Origin of the sequence: Serratia sp. 22278 (genome assembly GCF_052045405.1) — a bacterium.
GTDB lineage: Bacteria > Pseudomonadota > Gammaproteobacteria > Enterobacterales > Enterobacteriaceae > Serratia > Serratia marcescens.
On sequence record NZ_JBQEOW010000003.1, the window covers coordinates 270,967 to 290,354 of the forward strand.

General features: G+C 58.8%; 20 protein-coding genes and 1 tRNA gene. 9 read left to right on the top strand and 12 right to left on the bottom strand.

The window, feature by feature from the left end:
* Positions 1 to 96 precede the first annotated feature (96 nt).
* Positions 97 to 861 carry a MipA/OmpV family protein gene (locus tag ACTJJ6_RS08680; RefSeq protein ID WP_015378103.1) on the top strand — a complete coding sequence of 255 codons (765 nt, stop codon included), beginning with the start codon at positions 97 to 99 and terminating at the stop codon, positions 859 to 861.
* A gap of 94 nt (positions 862 to 955) precedes the next feature.
* Here ACTJJ6_RS08680 and ACTJJ6_RS08685 read toward each other — a convergent pair whose 3' ends face one another.
* Complete coding sequence (locus ACTJJ6_RS08685) at positions 956 to 1,831, bottom strand: D-hexose-6-phosphate mutarotase (protein ID WP_016927473.1); 876 nt, start codon at positions 1,829 to 1,831, stop codon at positions 956 to 958.
* A gap of 206 nt (positions 1,832 to 2,037) precedes the next feature.
* Positions 2,038 to 3,033: a glyceraldehyde-3-phosphate dehydrogenase gene (gapA, locus tag ACTJJ6_RS08690; RefSeq protein WP_016927474.1), complete on the bottom strand. Its 996-nt coding sequence runs from the start codon at positions 3,031 to 3,033 to the stop codon at positions 2,038 to 2,040.
* A 348-nt stretch (positions 3,034 to 3,381) separates the two neighbouring features.
* Between gapA and msrB the strand changes: the two genes are divergently transcribed.
* Entirely contained in the window at positions 3,382 to 3,795 is a 414-nt protein-coding gene (gene msrB / locus ACTJJ6_RS08695; RefSeq protein WP_440802535.1) for a peptide-methionine (R)-S-oxide reductase MsrB, read from the top strand.
* Between the two features lie 63 nt (positions 3,796 to 3,858).
* Entirely contained in the window at positions 3,859 to 4,131 is a 273-nt protein-coding gene (locus tag ACTJJ6_RS08700) for a YeaC family protein (protein ID WP_004932218.1), read from the top strand.
* Positions 4,132 to 4,176: 45 nt separating this feature from the next.
* On the opposite strand, the gene ACTJJ6_RS08705 is transcribed toward ACTJJ6_RS08700, so the two are convergent.
* The 4 genes from ACTJJ6_RS08705 to sppA all read right to left on the bottom strand — a co-directional run bounded on the left by ACTJJ6_RS08705 (position 4,177) and on the right by sppA (position 9,309).
* A complete protein-coding gene (locus ACTJJ6_RS08705) occupies positions 4,177 to 5,454 on the bottom strand; it encodes a glycoside hydrolase family 18 protein (RefSeq protein WP_016927475.1) in 1,278 nt (425 codons plus the stop codon).
* A gap of 233 nt (positions 5,455 to 5,687) precedes the next feature.
* The gene (gene pncA / locus ACTJJ6_RS08710) at positions 5,688 to 6,320 is read right to left on the bottom strand and encodes a bifunctional nicotinamidase/pyrazinamidase (protein WP_060444678.1); all 633 of its coding nucleotides are present in this window, start codon (positions 6,318 to 6,320) and stop codon (positions 5,688 to 5,690) included.
* A 22-nt stretch (positions 6,321 to 6,342) separates the two neighbouring features.
* Positions 6,343 to 7,359 carry an asparaginase gene (ansA, locus tag ACTJJ6_RS08715; protein ID WP_016927477.1) on the bottom strand — a complete coding sequence of 339 codons (1,017 nt, stop codon included), beginning with the start codon at positions 7,357 to 7,359 and terminating at the stop codon, positions 6,343 to 6,345.
* 93 nt (positions 7,360 to 7,452) lie between these two features.
* The gene (gene sppA / locus ACTJJ6_RS08720) at positions 7,453 to 9,309 is read right to left on the bottom strand and encodes a signal peptide peptidase SppA (RefSeq protein WP_274864065.1); all 1,857 of its coding nucleotides are present in this window, start codon (positions 9,307 to 9,309) and stop codon (positions 7,453 to 7,455) included.
* Between the two features lie 160 nt (positions 9,310 to 9,469).
* Between sppA and ACTJJ6_RS08725 the strand changes: the two genes are divergently transcribed.
* The 5 genes from ACTJJ6_RS08725 (at position 9,470) to ACTJJ6_RS08745 (ending at position 14,557) form a co-directional block, all read left to right on the top strand.
* Complete coding sequence (locus tag ACTJJ6_RS08725) at positions 9,470 to 10,021, top strand: NAD(P)H nitroreductase (protein ID WP_004932204.1); 552 nt, start codon at positions 9,470 to 9,472, stop codon at positions 10,019 to 10,021.
* Positions 10,022 to 10,177: 156 nt separating this feature from the next.
* Positions 10,178 to 11,221 (top strand): selenide, water dikinase SelD, encoded by a 1,044-nt coding sequence (gene selD / locus ACTJJ6_RS08730; RefSeq protein WP_049298911.1) that lies wholly within the window; start codon positions 10,178 to 10,180, stop codon positions 11,219 to 11,221.
* A gap of 8 nt (positions 11,222 to 11,229) precedes the next feature.
* Positions 11,230 to 12,339 carry a tRNA 2-selenouridine(34) synthase MnmH gene (gene mnmH / locus ACTJJ6_RS08735; RefSeq protein ID WP_049298924.1) on the top strand — a complete coding sequence of 370 codons (1,110 nt, stop codon included), beginning with the start codon at positions 11,230 to 11,232 and terminating at the stop codon, positions 12,337 to 12,339.
* Positions 12,339 to 14,264: a DNA topoisomerase III gene (locus ACTJJ6_RS08740; protein ID WP_016927481.1), complete on the top strand. Its 1,926-nt coding sequence runs from the start codon at positions 12,339 to 12,341 to the stop codon at positions 14,262 to 14,264. The genes mnmH and ACTJJ6_RS08740 overlap by 1 nt, the downstream gene beginning before the upstream one ends.
* Positions 14,261 to 14,557, top strand: coding sequence for a YnjH family protein (locus ACTJJ6_RS08745; RefSeq protein WP_206194765.1), 297 nt, complete (start codon positions 14,261 to 14,263; stop codon positions 14,555 to 14,557). Before ACTJJ6_RS08740 ends, ACTJJ6_RS08745 begins: the two co-directional genes overlap by 4 nt.
* A 21-nt stretch (positions 14,558 to 14,578) precedes the next feature.
* Here ACTJJ6_RS08745 and ACTJJ6_RS08750 read toward each other — a convergent pair whose 3' ends face one another.
* From ACTJJ6_RS08750 to ACTJJ6_RS08775, 6 genes are all read right to left on the bottom strand, one after another.
* Positions 14,579 to 14,980, bottom strand: coding sequence for a pyrimidine (deoxy)nucleoside triphosphate diphosphatase (locus ACTJJ6_RS08750; RefSeq protein ID WP_440802615.1), 402 nt, complete (start codon positions 14,978 to 14,980; stop codon positions 14,579 to 14,581).
* A 44-nt stretch (positions 14,981 to 15,024) separates the two neighbouring features.
* On the bottom strand, positions 15,025 to 15,831 hold the full coding sequence (gene xthA, locus ACTJJ6_RS08755) for an exodeoxyribonuclease III (protein WP_016927484.1): 807 nt from the start codon (positions 15,829 to 15,831) through the stop codon (positions 15,025 to 15,027).
* Between the two features lie 101 nt (positions 15,832 to 15,932).
* Positions 15,933 to 16,505: a TIGR00730 family Rossman fold protein gene (locus tag ACTJJ6_RS08760; protein WP_004932190.1), complete on the bottom strand. Its 573-nt coding sequence runs from the start codon at positions 16,503 to 16,505 to the stop codon at positions 15,933 to 15,935.
* A gap of 192 nt (positions 16,506 to 16,697) precedes the next feature.
* Positions 16,698 to 16,782: transfer RNA gene (locus tag ACTJJ6_RS08765), tRNA-Tyr, on the bottom strand.
* Between the two features lie 175 nt (positions 16,783 to 16,957).
* Complete coding sequence (gene purU / locus ACTJJ6_RS08770) at positions 16,958 to 17,806, bottom strand: formyltetrahydrofolate deformylase (RefSeq protein WP_016927485.1); 849 nt, start codon at positions 17,804 to 17,806, stop codon at positions 16,958 to 16,960.
* A 68-nt stretch (positions 17,807 to 17,874) separates the two neighbouring features.
* Positions 17,875 to 18,339 carry a YchJ family protein gene (locus tag ACTJJ6_RS08775; RefSeq protein ID WP_016927486.1) on the bottom strand — a complete coding sequence of 155 codons (465 nt, stop codon included), beginning with the start codon at positions 18,337 to 18,339 and terminating at the stop codon, positions 17,875 to 17,877.
* A gap of 118 nt (positions 18,340 to 18,457) precedes the next feature.
* Here ACTJJ6_RS08775 and rssA point away from each other — a divergent pair, with 118 nt between their 5' ends.
* Positions 18,458 to 19,360 carry a patatin-like phospholipase RssA gene (rssA, locus tag ACTJJ6_RS08780; RefSeq protein WP_049299422.1) on the top strand — a complete coding sequence of 301 codons (903 nt, stop codon included), beginning with the start codon at positions 18,458 to 18,460 and terminating at the stop codon, positions 19,358 to 19,360.
* Positions 19,361 to 19,388: the final 28 nt, after the last annotated feature.

A 19,388-nucleotide genomic window follows, 5' to 3' on the forward strand; every position in this document is an offset into this window, starting at 1 on the left:
CTATAAGTTATTCGATCTTGGTCGTTTTCCTTTGTAAAGATTAGGCACGCAACTAAATTTTCACATAAACTATCGCGGCTATTAACCCTGTAATTTATGGAAAAAGAACCAGTGAAGATTTCAAAACTCAAAACGCTAGCAATTATCGCTTCCGCAATGGTTTGTGCGCAAAGTGCTCAGGCAGGGACCTGGTCACTCGGTGCTGCCGCGCTGGTTAGTCCGGACGCGTATCGCGGTTATCAGGACCGCGTTTATCCGGTGCCCGTCATCGACTATGAAGGTGACGACTTCTACTTCCGTACTCTGACCGCCGGTTACTACCTGTGGAAAGATCAAGAAAACCAGCTGAGCATCATGGGTTACTACACGCCATGGGGCTACCGTCCGGGCGACAGCGACGACGATCGCATGAAGCGCCTCGACAAGCGTCGCGGCACGCTGATGGCCGGCCTGGCCTATTCGCACAACGCGGAATGGGGCACCCTTCGTACCACTTTCACCGGCGACACGCTGAACAACAGCAACGGGCTGGTGGGCGATGTCGCTTATCTGTACAAGTTTGATCTGGACGCGCTGACGCTGGTCCCGGGCGTGGGCGTGATGTGGAACAGCAAGAACCAGAACAAATATTACTACGGCGTCAGCGCCAATGAATCACGCCGCAGCGGCCTGGACAGCTACACTCCTGGCGATAGCTGGGCCCCGTATCTCGAATTGAGCGCCAATTATCAGATCAACAAAAGCTGGAACGCCTTCTTCGTCGGCCGCTATGTGAAGTTGTCGGATGAAGTAAAAGACAGCCCGATGGTGGATAAATCTTACACCGGTTTGTTGATGACGGGTGTGAGCTACACCTTCTAATCACGCATTGCACGGTTATCGTGCATGGCGTGCATCAAAAAGGGGCGATGGCGCCCCTTTTGCACATCAGTGGTGCGCTTCCGCGCACGGTTCCTCAGGCCTTCTTACGGCTGCGGAAGGTGACTCCCAAACGGGCGGGTTGCTCGCCGGCAGCGACCAGCGGTTTGCTGACGCGCCCTGTCTCGATGCAGACCATGGTCTTGTAACCGTCGTTCGGCATATCCCCCATGCTGCAGGAGAGTTCCACGCCGGGGTTCCAGGCGATGACGTCGCTCATATGATGGTGGTGAACCTCGATGGTGCGAGCGAGCGCCGGATCGCGGATCTGGCTGAAAGCTTCCGGGCGGGTATAGACGCGGTCGGTTTGGCCGACGAAGGTCACTTCGCCCGTCTGGTGCGCCTCTGCGCCGCCTGCCACCTTGTCGATATAAGGCTCGCCCAGACCCGCCACGCTGACCCGATCGATGTCGCCGACCTGGAAGTAACTGTGCAGCGCGGCCGTGGCTTGATAATCGCCGTGCGATTCCAGCTCGATTTCGCACTCTTCACCCAGCTTGAAGCGAGCAATCAGCGTGAAGGCGTGCGGCCACAGTTTGCGGGTCTGCTCATTGTCTTTCAGCGTGAAGGTCAGGATGACGCCGTTGTCATCTTCATCGTGCGCCGTCAGACTCCAGGGCTGGTTGCGGGCAAAGCCGTGGGAGGGTTGCGCCACCGGGCCGAACCACGGCCAGCAGATCGGCACGCCGCCGCGGATGGCCTTGCCTTTGGCGAAAGGCGTATTGTTGCTGAGCCAAATCACCGGCTGCTCCCCGCTAGGTTGCCAGGCCAGCAAATGCGCGCCTTGCAGCGCGACCGCCGCGCGCACTTTCGGGTGCGACACCACAACCACGCCCAACTCATCGAGTTGCCGCTGGCTGATATAAGGAGAAATCTGTTCGGAAACGGGCAGGGTGAAAATTTTCTCGTTCATTTCATGACCTATTGTTTGCCGGAGATACAAAGAAACCTATAGCTTTCGGGTCACGGCCAGGCGGCAAGCACAGGAACCCTCAGGAGCTTACCGAAGTAAGTGGCTGGGGTGAGCGTGTGCAGCCAACAACGCGGTGACTCGAAAGATGACGGGTAAAAAAAGGGCGACAAAAATGTCGCCCTCATTATCAGCTTAACATCATGCCATTACTTGGAGATGTGAGCGATCAGATCCAGAACCTTGTTGGAATAGCCGGTTTCGTTGTCGTACCAGGAAACCAGTTTCACGAAGTTGTCGTTCAGTGCGATACCGGCTTTGGCATCGAACACGGAAGTCAGCACTTCGCCGTTGAAATCGGTGGAAACCACGTCGTCTTCAACATAGCCCAGAACGCCTTTCATAGAGCCTTCAGCGGCGTCTTTGATGGCTTTCTTGATTTCTTCGTAGGTAGCCGGTTTTTCCAGACGCACGGTCAGGTCAACAACGGACACGTTAGGCGTCGGTACGCGGAACGCCATGCCGGTCAGTTTGCCTTTCAGCTCTGGCAGAACCACGCCAACCGCTTTCGCTGCGCCGGTAGAAGAAGGGATGATGTTCTGGGATGCGCCGCGGCCGCCGCGCCAGTCTTTGTGAGACGGGCCATCAACGGTTTTCTGAGTCGCGGTGGTGGCGTGAACGGTGGTCATCAGGCCTTCAACGATACCGAAGTTGTCGTTGATGACTTTAGCCAGTGGCGCCAGGCAGTTGGTGGTGCAAGAGGCGTTGGACACGATGTCCTGGCCGGCATATTTGTCAAAGTTGGCGCCGCGAACGAACATTGGGGTCGCATCTTTGGATGGGCCAGTCAGAACCACTTTTTTAGCGCCGGCGGTGATGTGTTTACGTGCGGTTTCGTCGGTCAGGAAGATACCGGTCGCTTCAGCAACCACATCAACGCCCACTTCGTTCCACTTCAGGTTAGCCGGGTCTTTCTCTGCGGTAACACGGATGGTTTTGCCGTTAACAACCAGGTGGCCGTCTTTAACTTCTACCGTACCGTTGAAACGGCCGTGAGTAGAGTCATACTTCAGCATGTAAGCCATGTACTCTGCGTCCAACAGGTCGTTGATTGCAACGATCTCGATGTCAGAACGCTCTTGAGCAGCACGGAAAACAATGCGACCGATACGGCCAAAACCGTTGATACCTACTTTGATAGTCATATATTCCACCAGCTATTTGTTAGTGAATAAAAGGTTGGTTGTAAAATTACAAAAACCTTACCCAGCGTCAAGCGGAATCGTGTCAATACTTGCGGCAAGTCAAACCGGAGGGGTGGTTTTGCACGCTTATTGCACAGTCCATTTGCGCTCGGCCTCATCCGTTATATGGGGACAAGCCGCCAAGTATAAAGTCAGCATACGCAAGATGTGTGATCGTTATCACATATCATCGTGACGTGGCCTTTATGGGCTACAGTTTAGGCCAAAAACCCCTGCAGCGGTGTTAATTTTTTGTTATTATTAATCATTGTTTTCGTTGACATTATCCACATTCAGAGATAAGCACAAATGGCTAAAGAGACAACCCCCGGTCATCCGGTCACGGAACTGAATGAAATCCAACGTTATGTGACGCAACAGCGTGGCACCGAAGCGCCGTTCAGCGGCAAATTGCTGCACAACAAGCGCGAGGGCGTGTACCATTGCCTGTGCTGTAACCAGCCGCTGTTCTATTCCGAAACCAAATACGATTCAGGCTGCGGCTGGCCGAGCTTTTATGAGCCGGTTTCCGCCGATGCAATCCGTTATCTTGATGATAGTTCACATAATATGCATCGTGTTGAAATCCGCTGCGGCCACTGCGACGCTCACCTGGGGCACGTTTTCCCCGATGGCCCGCAGCCGACTGGCGACCGCTACTGCGTCAACTCCGCCTCGCTGAGTTTCACCGATGGCGAAAATGGCGACCAAACGGCCGGTTAAGTGGTAATTTAACCAACAAAATCGATTCAGCTAATTATTCATCCGTAAGCGAGAAAGGCTCTGATGGACGTGAAAGATCTGATTGCGGCGATGACGCCCGAGATATACCAGCGCCTGGTACAGGCGGTTGAGCTGGGCAAATGGCCGGACGGCGTGGCGCTGACGCCGGAGCAGAAAGAAAACAGCCTGCAGGCGGTGATGCTGTGGCAGTCGATGAACAACGTCGATCCGCAGCACATGAGCATTGGCACCGACGGGCAGATCGTGATGAAGAGCAAGCAAGAGCTGAAACAGCAGTTCGTTGCCGAGCCGCTGGTCAAACTCAAACCGCAGTAAAGCTCCTCCCCTAAAGCGGGGCGATGTCGCCATCGCCCCGTCGATTTACCGTTTCTCGCCCTTTATGTTCAGCGATTCCGCCAACTGCTGCGCCAGCCGGTTGTTATCGTCCGCGCCGTATTCCCAGAACATCGCACCGCCCAATCCCTGGCTTTTGATGTACTCGGCCTTGATGGCCACCGAACGCGGGTTCTCGTAGGAGATAGCGAACAGCGGTTTGCCTTCGGCGGATTGCAGCGTCAGGTATGGCACTTTGGCATCGTCATCCCAGTGCTCGCGGAAACGCCGCTGCGGATCGTTGAGCAATTTGTTGACGATATCGTGGTATTTAAAATAAGTGTCTTTGCTGAGATCCAGCCCCAGTGCGTTGAACAGAGCGGTTTCTCGCGCACTGAAATAAGGCTGCGTCACCGGATGTTTGGCGGCGTCCGGCTTGTCCCAGTCGATGCCCGGCTCGGTCGCTCGTTTCGGCACCCGGCCGTAGAAACCGATACCCAGGTTCATCTGCGCCGGTTTTAATCCGGCGGCAAGATAATGTTTTACCACGGAATCGGCGCTGTAGCGGTCGGCGGCCGCCACGGTTGGCCAACGCGTTGAATCGTACAGGTTGGCATTGAAGTACTGCGTGCCGTAAGCCATATCGTAGGTCATCAGATTGATGTAGTTGAGGTAAGGGGCAATACTTTTCACATCGACCCATTCCTGCGGGCTTTTGACGTTGGCCCCGACGGCGATGGTTAACAGCTTGCCTTTACCCAGCGCCTGATGAAGCTCTCTCAGCAGCAGGGTGAAGTTGTCGCGGTCTGCCGGTTGGCTTTCCACCAAACCCCAGGCGCCGTTTACCGGGTATTCCCAGTCCAGATCGATCCCATCCAGCCGGTACTGTGCGATCGCCTGCAGCGCGGAGCGAATGAATATCGCGCGGTTTTCCGCGGTGGCGGCGGCGCCGGAGAAACCGCGTGCACCCCAGCCGCCGACCGACAACAGCACTTTCAGCTCGGGGTTCTGTTTGCGCAGCACCGGCAGCCGTTGCAAATCGGCCGTGACTTTCGGCGACAGGTAGATCTGGTGGCGGCGAGCGGGGTCTTTCAGCGCCGCATTGGTTTCGTCTTTCTCGTCGTTGTAAATCAGGCCGAACGAATAGTTGAGGTGGGTGATTTGCGTCACGTCCAGCTTGTCGATGTCGCCACCGGGGCCGGCTGTGATGTCGCCGCCGCCGTTGAAGTAGCCGACGGAGAGATAGGCCGCCTGGGCCGTGCTTGCGCCGGCCATAGCCAATTGCACCGCCGCCAGCAAAGGCAGCAGTTTTCGGGTTATTTTCATGTCAGTCTCCTTGTGGTCGGCAAGGCCGACCGTACCGCCAGGGGCGGGCACAATAAAGCCGGGCTCAGCGGGCCCCGGATGCGTATAACCGATTGACGCCAAAAGCGTCGCAGTCATAACAGCAAAAGCGCCTGCCGGTCACAAGCCGTTGGGGAAGAAGAAAGGCGGTATTGTGAGCAGCGTCGATAATTTCGCCGCCGCGCAGAGAGGGCGCCGGTGGCGCCCGAGCGGATTTAGTTGGCGAGAAACTGTGACAGGGTAACTAGCTGCGCGCCGGCGCGCGCCATGTCCTGCAGCGCTCGCTCACTGTCGTCCGGTTGCAGATTCACGCCGCGGCAGCCGTCGACGATCACCTGCGTCGGGTAGCCGGCAGCCAGTGCATCCAGCACGCTGAACTTCACGCAGTAGTCGGTCGCCAGGCCCATGATCGCCAGCCGCTGGACGCCCTGCGATTGCAGCCAGCCGTGGAGTTCGGTTTGCGCACGGTGGCCGTTATCGAAGAACGCGCTGTAGCTGTCGATGTTCGTATCTTGCCCTTTGCGAAAGACGGCATTGATGTGTTGCCGCTGTAACTGGGGATGAAAATCGGCGCCGTGGCTCCCTTGCACGCAGTGCACCGGCCACCACACCTGCGGCAGGCCTTCCAGCTCACCGAGGGTGCCGACCTGCGCATCGGAGTTCACCGCAAAGCTGCGGTGATTGGCGGGATGCCAGTCCTGGCTGGCCACCACCGGCTCGCCCCGCGCCAGGCAGGCGGCGATCGCCTGATTGGCGACCGGGATGACGGCGTCGCCCTCCGTGACCGCCAGCGCGCCGCCGGGGCAGAAGTCGTTTTGCAGATCGATCAACAACAGGGCCGTTTTCATCGCCGCTCCAGAGTTCAGTAGGTTAACCGTTGATGCTCAGCTCGCCGCGCAGATCTTGCTGCATCAGGGCGCGGATTTGTTCCGGCGTCAGCGGCTGGCTCAACAGATAGTGCAGCTTGGTCAGGGCGGCTTCCACCGTCATGTCGAAACCGCTGATCACCCCGGCGTGCGCCAGCGCGTTGCCGGTGGCGTAGCCTTCCATATTGACGCGCCCGGAGATGCACTGCGTCAGGTTGACCACCACGATGCCGCGTTCAGAGGCCGCACGCAACTCGTCGATCAGTTCGGCCTTTTGCGGCGCGTTGCCGACGCCGTAGGAGCGCAGGATCAGCGCCTTGACCGGCTGCAGCAGGAAATTGCGCACCACCGCGCCGGAAATGCCCGGATAGATGGTGACCACGCCGATCGGCTGCGGCGTGATGTCATGCACCTGCAACGCGCCGTTGCAAGCCGGGCTGTCGATGCCTTGCTGGCGGCGAATGTGGATGCCGGCTTCCAGCAGCGGCGGCAAATTCGGGGAGGCGAAGGCGTCGAAGCCGTCGGCGTGCGCTTTGGTGGTGCGGTTGCCGCGGAACAGCTTGTTGTTGAAGAACAGGCTGACTTCGTTCACAGGATGGTTGGCCGCCAGATACAGCGCGTTGAGCAGGTTGGTTTGGCCATCGGAGCGCAGCTCCGCCAGCGGAATCTGCGAGCCGGTAACGATCACCGGTTTGGCCAGGTTTTCCAGCATGAAGGAAAGCGCAGAGGCGGTGAACGCCATGGTGTCGGTGCCATGCAGGATCACGAAGCCGTCGTAGCGATCGTAGTTCTGCTTGATGTCGTCGGCGATGTGCTGCCAGTCTTCCGGCGTCATGTCTGAAGAGTCAATCAATGGCGCGTATTCATGAATGGTGAAATCCGGCATCTCCGGCCGATGGAATTCGGGCATCAGCGCCAGCTGGCGCTGCAGGTGGCCGGAAACCGGGATGTAGCCATGATCTGAGCGCTGCATGCCGATGGTGCCGCCGGTGTAGGCGACGTAAATGGATTTCTTTTGCATGGTTATGATTTTAACAAAGATAAGATGGGCTGAATTATAGGGACATGGCGGCAGAAAAAAAGCCCGGCGGTGGCCGGGCTGCAGAATTATTTGTTAGCGGACTTCTCCGCAGGTGAGACAGATCGCATAACGGTTTTGCGGATCGTTCAGGTTATTGAACAAGCCCGGTTGTTCTTTCACCGCGTTGGCGACCGAAGCCAGCGGGGCGGGCAGCATGGCCTGAATCGCGGCCGGCAGCATGGCGTGAATGGAAACGCCAAACTGGCTGAGCACCATATCGCTCAGGCTTGGGGTATCGACGAACCAGTCGAGCTGCCACTGCTGCAGCTTTGCCAGCTCGGCGGCTTTCTTCACCGCGTCGTCGAAATCGCCCAGTTGATCGACCAGGCCGTTGGCCTTGGCGTCGCTGCCGAGCCACACGTGGCCCTGCGCGATTTGGTCAACCTGCTGCGGGGTCATCTTGCGTGATTTGGCGACCAGATCGAGGAAGTTCTTATACCCGTTTTCGATGTTCAGCTGCATCATCTGCGAGAACTCCTGCGGCAGCGCCTTGGTGACCGCGATATCGGCCAGCGGCGAGGTCGCCACGCCGTCGGTGTGCACACCCAGCGTATCCAGGGTTTTCTCGTAGGTATTGATGATGCCGAAAATGCCGATCGAACCGGTCAGGGTGCTCGGGCTGGCGATGATATAGTCGGCCGGCGTCGAGACCCAGTAGCCGCCCGACGCGGCCATGCCGCCCATCGACACCACCACCGGTTTGCCGGCGGCGCGCACGGCGGCCAGCTCGGAGCGGATCACTTCGGACGCGCTGACGCTGCCGCCTGGGCTGTTGACGCGGAACACCACGGCCTTGACGGCCGGATCCAGACGCGCCTGGCGCAGCTCGGCGGCGGTGGTGTCACCCCCGACGTTGCCCGGCGTCTGCGGGCCGTCCATGATGGCGCCGTTGGCGAACACCACGGCGATCTTGCCGCCCTGGTTGGCGTCCGGCTTCGGCTGATAGTCATAGATGCTGATGGCGTTGAAATCGTTCACCTGTTTGTCCCAGCCGAAGGTCTTGACCAGCTGATTTTCGATCGCGGTGCGCGACGCCAGTTCATCCACCAGCTTATTGTCCAGCGCATAGCGGGCGGTGTCGCCACCGGCCGCCTGCAGGCCGCTCAGCACGCCGGCGGCGCCCGGGAACAGCTGCTGCGGCGTCAGTTGGCGGTTGGCGGCCACGGTCTCCAGGTAGTTCTGCCACAGGCCGCCGATCCAACGGCTGTCCGCTTCGCGCGCCGCCGGGGACATATCGTCGCGGATCAGCGGTTCGACCGCCGATTTATAGGTGCCGACGCGGAAGATATTGGTGGTGACCTTGAGCATGTCCAGCAACGACTTGTAGTACAGGTTGTTGGTGGCGAAACCGTGCAGATCGACCGCGCCCTGCGGTGACAGGAAGACCTTGTTGGCGTAGCTGGCCAGGTAGTATTGCGTTTGGTTGTAGCTGTCACCGATGGCGAAGATCGGTTTGCCGCTGTCGCGGAACTCGCGCAGCGCTTTGCCGATATAGCGCAGCGACGGCTGATCGGCGCCGACGAAATCATTTAGCTGCAACACCATGCCGGTAATGTTTTTGTCGTCTTTGGCCTTGCGGATGCTGTCGACTACGTCGAACAGCGAGTTCTCCTGCAGGCGGCTGCTGGAGGCGCCCAACAGTTCACGGCCCCATTGCCGCACCCGGTTGTTTACCGAAGGCTGATCGACCACCACGCCGCTTAAATCGACCAGCAGCGCGCCGCGCGCCGGGGCCGTCGAGGTGGAGGAACTTTGGAAGGACAGATAGATGCCAACCCCAACCAGGATCAGCAGGACCAGGAACAGGTTAAGGATCAGTTCCCTGATAAAATTCAGCAGACGCCATGTCCACCGGAAAATGCCGGCAATAATTTGCCACAATGTGCGCATGTGCTCTCCAACAAGAGTCGAGAATGTTCCGCTATCCTAATGAGCGGCCGGGTAAATGTCAGCTTTAAATCGTGGCACACAGACGCTATCGCCGAGGCTGTAACTCGTCGTTTAGCTATGTTAACGTGGCCGGAATGAAAATTGTTATCAGGAGTTTACGATGGATGCTCTGGATCTTTTATTGAATCGCCGCTCGGCTTCGCGCCTGGCGGAACCGGCGCCGGCGGGGGAAGTGCGCCAAAATATCATCAACGCGGGACTGCGTGCGCCCGATCACGGCGCGCTGCAGCCATGGCGTTTCGTGATGATCGAAAATCAGGGCCTGGAGCGTTTCAGCCAGCTGCTGCAGGCGGCGGCGAAGCAGGATCAACTGGACGAAGCGGCGATTGAAAAAGCCACCAAGGCGCCGTTCCGCGCGCCGCTGATCATCACCGTCATCGCGCATTGCACTGAAGAAACCAAGGTGCCGCGCTGGGAGCAGGTGGTTTCCGCCGGTTGCGCCGTGCAGGCGATGCAGATGGCGGCGTTGGCGCAGGGTTTTAACGGCATCTGGCGCACCGGCGCCTGGACCGAGCATGCGCTGGTGCGCGAAGCCTTCGGCTGCCGCGAGCAGGATGAGATCGTCGGTTTCCTCTACCTGGGCACGCCGCAGTTGAAGGCCGCCACCAAAGTGACGCCGCCAGACAGCACGCCTTTCGTCAGCTATTTCTAAGTTTTTCCAACGGGGCGCGGCGAAAATGCGCCAAACCCCGCAAAATTGCATGGTTTCTGAGCAGGCCGCTCGCTTATCCGCGGCGCGCTCTTATCAATCCCCTCGGCAAGCGCTACCCTATGTTATCTTGAGTGCCGTTACCGAAGGGAGTGGACTATGACATCGCCAGCGATCCGTTTAACCCAGTACAGCCATGGCGCTGGCTGCGGCTGCAAAATCTCACCGAAAGTTCTCGAAACCATCTTGCACAGCGAGCGGGAAAAATTTGTCGATCCGCGTCTGTTGGTCGGCAATGAAACCCGCGACGACGCGGCGGTGTATGACATCGGCAACGGCGTCGGCATCATCAGCACTACCGACTTCTTCATGCCGATCGTCGACGATCCGTTCGATTTCGGCCGCATCGCCGCCGCTAACGCCATCAGCGACGTCTACGCCATGGGCGGTAAACCGATCATGGCGATCGCCATTCTCGGCTGGCCAATCGCCAAACTGCCGCCTGAGGTGGCGCAGCAGGTGATCGACGGCGGGCGTTTCGCCTGCCAACAGGCAGGGATCGCGCTGGCCGGCGGCCATTCCATCGACGCGCCGGAACCTATCTTCGGCCTGGCGGTCACCGGCGTGGTCAATACCGAGCGAGTGAAAAAAAACAGCGCCGCACAGGCCGGCGCGCAACTCTATCTGACCAAGCCGCTGGGTATTGGCGTGCTGACGACAGCCGAGAAGCAAAGCAAGCTGCGCCCTGAGCATCAAGGGCTGGCGACGGACGTGATGTGCCGCCTTAACAAGCCGGGCGCCGACTTTGCCGAGGTGGCGGGCGTCACGGCGATGACCGATATCACCGGCTTCGGCTTGCTGGGTCACTTGAGCGAGGTATGCCAGGGTTCCGGTCTGCAGGCGACGGTCTGGTTCGATCGGGTGCCGAAGCTGCCGCACGTCGAGGCGTATATCGCCGAGGGCTGCGTGCCGGGCGGCACCGGGCGCAACTTCGACAGCTATGGCCATCTGGTGGGCGAGATGAGCGATTTGCAGCGCCAACTGCTGTGCGATCCGCAAACCTCCGGCGGTTTGCTGTTGGCGGTATTGCCGCAGGCGCAGGCGCAGGTGCTGGCGATTGCCGAGCAGCACGGCATCACGCTCAATCCTATCGGTGAGCTGCATGCCGCACAGGCAGGTAAACCGCTGATCGAGGTTGTGTAGTGTCCAAGATGCAAGGCAGGCCGGACAGCGCCGATTATCAACGCATTTTTCTGCAGGACGTGCCGCTGATTGACGTGCGCGCGCCGATCGAGTTTCAGCAAGGCGCCTTCGCTCAGGCGGTGAACCTACCGCTGATGGTCGACAGCGAGCGGCAGGCGGTGGGCACCTGCTATAAGCAGCATGGTCAGCAAGCGGCGATCGCGCTCGGCCACAGCCTGGTGAACGGCAAACTGCGCGAACAGCGCACCGCCGCCTGGCTGGCGGCCTGTGCGCAGCGACCCGAAGGCTATATTTACTGCTTCCGCGGCGGGTTGCGCTCGCAGCTGGTGCAGCAATGGCTGCATGAGGCCGGCGTCGAGTACCCGCGTATCACTGGCGGTTATAAGGCGCTGCGCAATTATCTGCTCGGCGTGTTGGCGCAAAGCGCGGCATTGCCGATGACCCTGGTGGGCGGCAATACCGGCAGCGGCAAGACGTTGCTGGTCAACGAACTGGCCGACGGCGTCGATCTGGAAGGCGCGGCGCGCCATCGTGGTTCATCTTTTGGCCGAACGCTGGCGGGGCAAAGCTCACAGATCGATTTTGAGAATCGTCTGGCTGTGTTATTGCTGAAAAAACAGCATGGTGGCAGCCGCCGTTGGGTGCTGGAAGACGAAGGGCGGATCATCGGCAGCAACAATCTGCCGTTGCCGTTGTTCAACGGCATGCAGCAGGCGCCGGTGGCGGTGATCGACGATCCGTTCGATATTCGTCTGGCGCGCCTGCAGGCCGAATATATCGACGGGATGCGCGAACAGTTCGAACAGGCCTATGGCATGGAAGAGGGCTGGCGACAGTACGACGACTATCTGCACCACGGCCTGTTCGCCATACGCCGCCGCCTGGGGCTGGAACGCTTCCAGCAACTGACGCAGCGGCTGGAAGCGGCGCTGCGGGCTCAGCGGCTCAGCGGCCAGGGCGAGGCGCACCGTGAGTGGTTGGCGCCCCTGTTGCAGCAGTACTACGATCCGATGTATTGCTATCAGTTGGAAAAGAAAGCCCAGCGGATTGTCTTCCGCGGGAACTATGCAGAAGTAAGAGAATTCTTGATGACGTTCAGCCAGAAAAACGGTGATTAATGCGACTGTTCATAGCCGAGAAACCGAGTTTGGCGCGCGCCATTGCCGACGTCTTGCCCAAGCCGCATCGCCGCGGCGACGGGTATATCGCCTGCGGCAACAACGACGTGGTGACCTGGTGCGTCGGCCACCTGTTGGAACAGGCTCAGCCTGACGCTTATGACAGCCGCTATGCGCGCTGGTCGTTGGCGGATCTGCCGATCATCCCCGAAAAATGGCGGTTGCAGCCGCGGCCGTCGGTCAGCAAACAGCTCAACGCCATCAAAAAGTTGCTGCTTGAAGCCGATGAAGTGGTTCACGCCGGCGACCCGGATCGCGAAGGGCAACTGCTGGTGGATGAGGTGCTGGACTACCTGGATTTGACGGCGGAAAAGCGCCAGAAGGTGCGCCGCTGTCTGATCAACGATCTCAACCCGCAGGCGGTGGAGCGCGCGGTTGAACGCCTGCGCGACAACCGTGATTTCATTCCGTTGTGCGTGTCTGCGCTGGCGCGTTCGCGCGCCGACTGGCTGTACGGCATCAATATGACCCGTGCCTACACGCTGCTGGGCCGCAACGCCGGATACGACGGCGTGCTGTCGGTAGGCAGGGTGCAGACGCCGGTGCTCGGATTGGTGGTACGGCGTGATGAAGAGATCGAAAACTTTGTGCCAAAAGACTTCTTTGAGGTCAAGGCGCACATCGTCACGCCGAAAGAAGAACGCTTCGTGGCGCTGTGGCAGCCCAGTGAGTCCTGTGAGCCTTATCAGGACGAAGAGGGGCGTTTGCTGCACCGGCCGTTGGCGGAGCATGTGGTCAAGCGCATCGAAGGCCAGCCGGCACTGGTCACGTCTTATAACGATAAACGGGAATCCGATACTGCGCCGCTGCCGTTTTCGCTCTCCACGCTGCAAATCGAAGCGGCCCGGCGTTATAACCTCAGCGCGCAACAGGTGCTGGACGTTTGCCAGCGGCTGTACGAAACCCACAAGTTGATTACCTATCCGCGTTCCGACTGTCGCTACCTGCCGGAAGAGCATTTCGCCGGCCGCCACGCGGTGCTGAACGCCATCAGCGTGCACCAGCCTGAGCTGTATCCGCAGCCGGTGATCGACAGCGATCGCCGCAACCGTTGCTGGGACGATAAAAAGGTCGATGCGCACCACGCCATCATTCCCACCGCCCGCGCCGGCAAGATTAATCTGACGCAGGATGAACGGAACGTGTATGGGCTGGTGGCGCGCCAGTATCTGATGCAGTTCTGTCCGGATGCGGTATTCCGCAAATGCGTGATCGAGCTGGATATCGCCGGCGGTAAATTTATCGCCAAGGCGCGATTCCTGGCGGAAGCCGGCTGGCGTACGCTGCTGGGCAGCAAGGAGCGCGACGAGGAGAACGAAGGTGCGCCGCTGCCGGTGGTGGCTAAAGATGATGAGTTGTTGTGCGAGCGCGGTGAAGTGGTGGAGCGCCAGACGCAGCCGCCGCGGCCGTTTACTGACGCCAGCCTGTTGTCGGCCATGACCGGCATCGCGCGGTTCGTACAAGATAAAGCGCTAAAGAAAATCCTGCGGGCGACCGATGGTTTAGGAACGGAAGCGACGCGAGCGGGGATCATCGAATTGCTGTTCAAGCGGGCGTTTCTGTACAAGAAGGGACGCTATATTCACTCCAGCGAAACCGGGCGCGCGCTGATTCACTCGCTGCCGGATCTTGCTGCGCGTCCTGATATGACGGCCAACTGGGAAGCTACGCTGACGCAAATCAGCGAGAAATCCTGCCGCTATCAGGACTTTATGCAGCCGTTGGTCGGCACGCTGCAAGAGCTGATTTATCAGGCCAAGCAGAGCCGGGCGAGCATGGCGTTTCGTGGATTGCCGCCGCCGCCCTCCAGCGGGGGCAAAAAACGCAGGAAAAGCGCCGGCAAGGCGCAGGAGAAGAGTGAATGAAGCGTGGACTCACTGGGGTATTGGCTGCCGCTGCCCTGATGTTTTCCGGCCTGGCCGCCGCCAATCGCGGCGATGTGGACGTGGTGTTGCCGGTTTCGCCGGAGATTTGGGGCACGGCAAAAGGCGGCGTCAACCCGCCGCCGGCGCAGCCCTGCAACCGCTGTTGCGTCTACCAGAATCAGAACTATTCCGAAGGTGCGGTGCTTAAAGTGGAAGGGGAAGTGCTACAGTGCGTGCGTGAGCCTAATACTATCGGCACCAACCCCTTGATTTGGGTACGATTAAAGAAGTGACGATGTAACCTGTCACCGCGCTCAGCGCGCCTCGCCTTGCGCGGCGAGATAATCCGCCAGCAGTGGAACGTCAGCGGGCGCCAGGGGGTATTCCTGCGCCTGTTGCGGCGTGACCCAGACCAGCGCCGAATGGCAGCGCTGTTGCAGTTCACCGGAGAACTCCGCGACTTGCCAGGCGTGCAGCCGGATGAGGCGTTCGCCTTGCTGCCACTGATTGCTGCCCACATAGCTGCCGATACGGGCGCAAATCCCCAATTCTTCATCCAGCTCGCGCGCCAGCGCCTCTGGCTGGCTTTCGCCGGCTTCAACCTTGCCGCCGGGAAACTCCCACAGACCGGCCTGATCGCTGCCTGCGCCGCGCTGGGCCAGCAAAATGCGGCCATTTTGTTCCAGAATGGCGGCTACCACGTCGATAATTTTCATTGGCTTCACAGAGTAAAACCCCGGCGAGCGCCGGGGTGATGGGGTTACAGCGTAAATTCCGCCCAGACCGGCGCATGGTCGGAAGGTTTCTCCATGCTGCGGGTTTGGTAATCGATGCCGGTGGCGATGCAGCGCGAAGCCAGCGGGGTGCTGGCCAGCAGCAGATCGATACGCAGGCCGCGGTTGTCATCGAACCCTTTGGAGCGGTAGTCGAACCATGAGAACTCGTCGTTGCGCCCCGGGTTGGCGTGGCGGTAGGTATCGACCAGGCCCCAGTTCAGCAGGCGATCCATCCATTCGCGCTCTTCCGGCAGGAAGGAGCATTTACCGGTGCGCAGCCAGCGTTTGCGGTTGTCTTCGCCGATGCCGATATCGTAATCGCTGGGGCTGATATTCATGTCGCCCATGATCAGCACCGGGGATTCCGCCGATAGCTGCTGCTCCAGGTAGTTTTGCAGATCCTGATAAAAGCGTGTTTTAGCCGGGAATTTGATCGGGTGGTCGCGGCTTTCCCCTTGCGGGAAGTAGCCGTTGATCACCGTCAGCGTGCCCTGCGGCGTAGCCAGATCGGCCATGATGATGCGACGCTGCGCGTCTTCTTCATCGGTTGGGAAACCGCGGCGCACGGCCAGGGGCTCCGCTTTGGTCAGCAGCGCCACGCCGTAATGGCCTTTTTGCCCGTGATAGAACACGTGATAGCCGTGCTGGCTGACTTCTTCCAATGGGAACATGTCATCGTGAACTTTGGTTTCCTGCAGACCGATCACGTCGGGCTGGTGCTGTTCGATAATTGCCGCCAGCTGATGCGGACGCGCGCGCAGTCCATTGATATTAAAAGAGACAAACTTCATGAGCGGTGCCGTTTTCACGAGAAAAATGTGCTGTGATAGTAGCAGAGTTTGGCGGGAAATGTAACGCAGACAGCGGCGGGACCGCTGACTGCGCAGCGGGTTTATTTCGCCCAGCGGTCGTAATTTTTAGGTTGATAGTCGTCAAACTGTTGCAGCAGCGTCTGTGCCGATTCGCTGATGTGCAGGGTGCCGAGATAGTCGTGACGCATAAAGCCCTGATCGGCGACGTGCTCGAGGAACTGGCTCAGCGGGCGGTAGAATCCGTTGACGTTCAGCAGGCCGACCGGCTTGTTGTGATAGCCGATTTGCCCCCAGGTCCAGATTTCAAACAGCTCTTCCAGCGTGCCGATGCCGCCGGGCAGGGCGATAAAACTGTCCGCCAGCGCCGCCATACGGGCTTTGCGCGTATGCATGTCTGGCACCACTTCCAATTCAGTCAGGCCACGATGCGCCGTTTCCGCTTCAACCAGGCGCTCGGGGATAATGCCGACCGCTTCACCGCCTGCGGCCAACACCGCGTCCGCCACGATCCCCATCAATCCTTTTTTGCCGCCGCCGTAGATTAAACGGCGCCCCTGTGCGGCCAGCAGTTGCCCCAGTTGACGAGCCTGCTCGGCATAAGCGGGATTGACGCCTTCGCTGGCGCCACAAAAAACGCAAATATTGTTTCGCATCCACCTGTTCCTTACTGCACTAAAGAAGCCAGTGGTATAGCGAATTGTCGGCCGGAGTTCAAGTTACGGCTGGGAGAGAGGAACAAAACGGCTGGATGAAAGCGGTTAATAAGGGGAGATAACTTGATTTATTGATATGAGAACATTAGATGCAACGTGTTTTAAGTAGGGTTTGGGATTTTCTTCAAGGGATGGTGGTGGGGGAAGGATTCGAACCTTCGAAGTCAGTGACGGCAGATTTACAGTCTGCTCCCTTTGGCCGCTCGGGAACCCCACCATATACATGGCTATTTAACTGGCCTTGCTTGCGAGAGCGCTGTCTCGGTAAGCGGGGCGCATCATATCAAATGAAGCGGATGTGTAAAGTATTGAAATGCAGAAAATGAATCGTTTGCCGTTTTTTTATTCTTGGCGGTGCATCCCTGAACGAAATGCACCGATTTATTGAACGATTACAGAATAACGGTGCGGTTGCCGTAGACGAAGACGCGCTGCGCCAGCACCTGATACAGGGCGCGGCTGAGCACGTTTTTCTCCACGTCGCGGCCGGCGCGCATCATATCCTCGGCGGAATAGGTGTGATCGACGTGGATCACGTCCTGCATGATGATCGGGCCTTCGTCGAGATTGTCGTTAACGTAATGGGCAGTGGCGCCGATGATTTTTACCCCGCGCTCGTAGGCCTGGTGATAAGGCCGTGCGCCGATAAACGCCGGCAGGAACGAATGGTGAATGTTAATTACCTGATTCGGATAATGTTGCACGAAGGCCGGGGTCAGCACGCGCATATATTTGGCCAGCACCACGTAATCCGGCTGATATTGATCGATCTTGGCCGTCATTTCGCGGTCGTGCTGTTCGCGAGTCAAGCCTTCGTGGCTCACCAGATGGAAAGGAATATCGAAACGCTCCACCAGCGATTGCAGCGTGTCGTGGTTGCCGATTACGGCGGCGATCTCAACGTCGAGGCCGCCATAGGCGCTTTTCATCAACAGATCGCCCAGGCAGTGCGCCTCTTTGGTGACCAGCACCACGATGCGCCGGCGCCCGGTGCTGTGCAGTTCTCGCAGCGAACCTTCCGGCAGGGCGCTGTCCAGATCGGCCAGCAGCGTGTTGTCGTTGAAAATGCCTTCCAGCTCGGTGCGCATGAAGAAACGCCCGGTGCGGTGATCGACGAACTCATTGTTCTGGACGATATTGAGTTCGTGCTTGTAACAGATGTTGGTGATCTTGGCGATCAGCCCTTTGGCGTCCGGGCAGATGGTGCGTAACACTTTCCGTTGTACATTTTGGTGCGGCATGGGTTTGAGGATCCTGTCTGATACTGAACGGCCTGTCTGCGCAGGCGTAAACGTGAAGCGCCGGCCGGCTAGCGCCCGCAGCACTTCTTGTATTTTTTCCCTGAGCCACAGGGACACATCGCATTTCGGCCGGGCTGGGGTTTGGTGCCGTCGATATAATACCAACGTTGATCGCGACGAAGGAAGCGCGAGCGCTCATGCATCGCCTGCGGTTCGCCGCTTTCGCCATCGGTGAAACGGGCGATGAATTCGACGAAGCCTTCATCCGGCTCATGACCGGCTTTCTCTTCCACGATCGTCAGGCCCAGCCACTCGGTATTCTTAAAGCTGTCGACGATGGCATTGCGCCACGCTTCGGCGCCACAGTCGGGGTGCCAGGTGGCGATCAAATAGTCGACGTTATGATTCACGTAGGCGGTGAAGCGTGAACGCATCAGTTGGCCGGGCGTCGGCGCCGGCTGACTGCCGCTGATAAAAGGGGCGCAGCACGCGTTATACGCCAGTCCGCTGCCGCATGGGCATGATTCGGGCAAAATGACTCCTGATAAAACGAGGCTGAAAATGAATTTAGCGCATATGTTACCTAACAATATTCGTCAGTGACAATCTACCCTGAAAGCAGGGAACACCGTTTACCGAGAGGATGGCGCTATGCGGCAAATCAAGATCGGACTGGCGCTGGGAGCGGGCTCGGCTAAAGGCTGGGCGCACATCGGCGTGATCAATGCGTTAAAGAAGCTGGGGATTGAGATCGATATCGTTGCCGGCTGCTCTGTCGGCGCGTTGGTGGGCGCCGCGTTCGCCAGCCATCGCCTGCCGGCGATGGAGCAGTGGGTGCGATCGTTCAGCTATTGGGACGTGATTCGCCTGATGGATTTTTCCTGGCAGCGCGGCGGCCTGTTGCGCGGCGAGCGGGTGTTTAACGCTGTCGGACAGCTGCTGAAGATCAATGATATCGCCGATTGTGCGTTGAAGTTCGGTGCCGTGACGACCAATCTCAGCACCGGGCGTGAGCTGTGGCTGACCGAAGGCGATATTCATCAGGCGATACGCGCTTCCTGCAGCATGCCAGGCCTGTTGGCGCCGGTATGGGCCGACGGCTATTGGCTGGTGGATGGCGCGGTGGTCAATCCGGTGCCGGTGTCGCTTTGCCGCGCCATGGGCGCCGATATCGTCATCGCGGTCGATCTGCAGCATGACGCGCACCTGATGCAGCAGGACCTGTTCTCGATACGTATCGAGGAAGAAAGCCCCAACGATGCGCCTGCGGCTACCTGGCGCGGGCGTCTGCGGGAACGCGTCGGCAGAATGCGCAAGCGCAAACCGGCGACGGCGCCGACGGCGATGGAGATTATGAGCACATCGATTCAAATGCTGGAAAATCGCCTCAAGCGCAACCGGATGGCGAGCGATCCGCCGGATGTCTTGATCCAGCCTTTTTGCCCGCAAATCTCAACGCTGGATTTCCACCGCGCCGATGAAGCGATCGAGGCGGGGTTGCTGGCGGTTGAAAAACAACTGGATCGGTTGTTGCCGTTGATAAAAAATAGATAATTCTCGGTTCTTGGTTGGCAATGCGCAG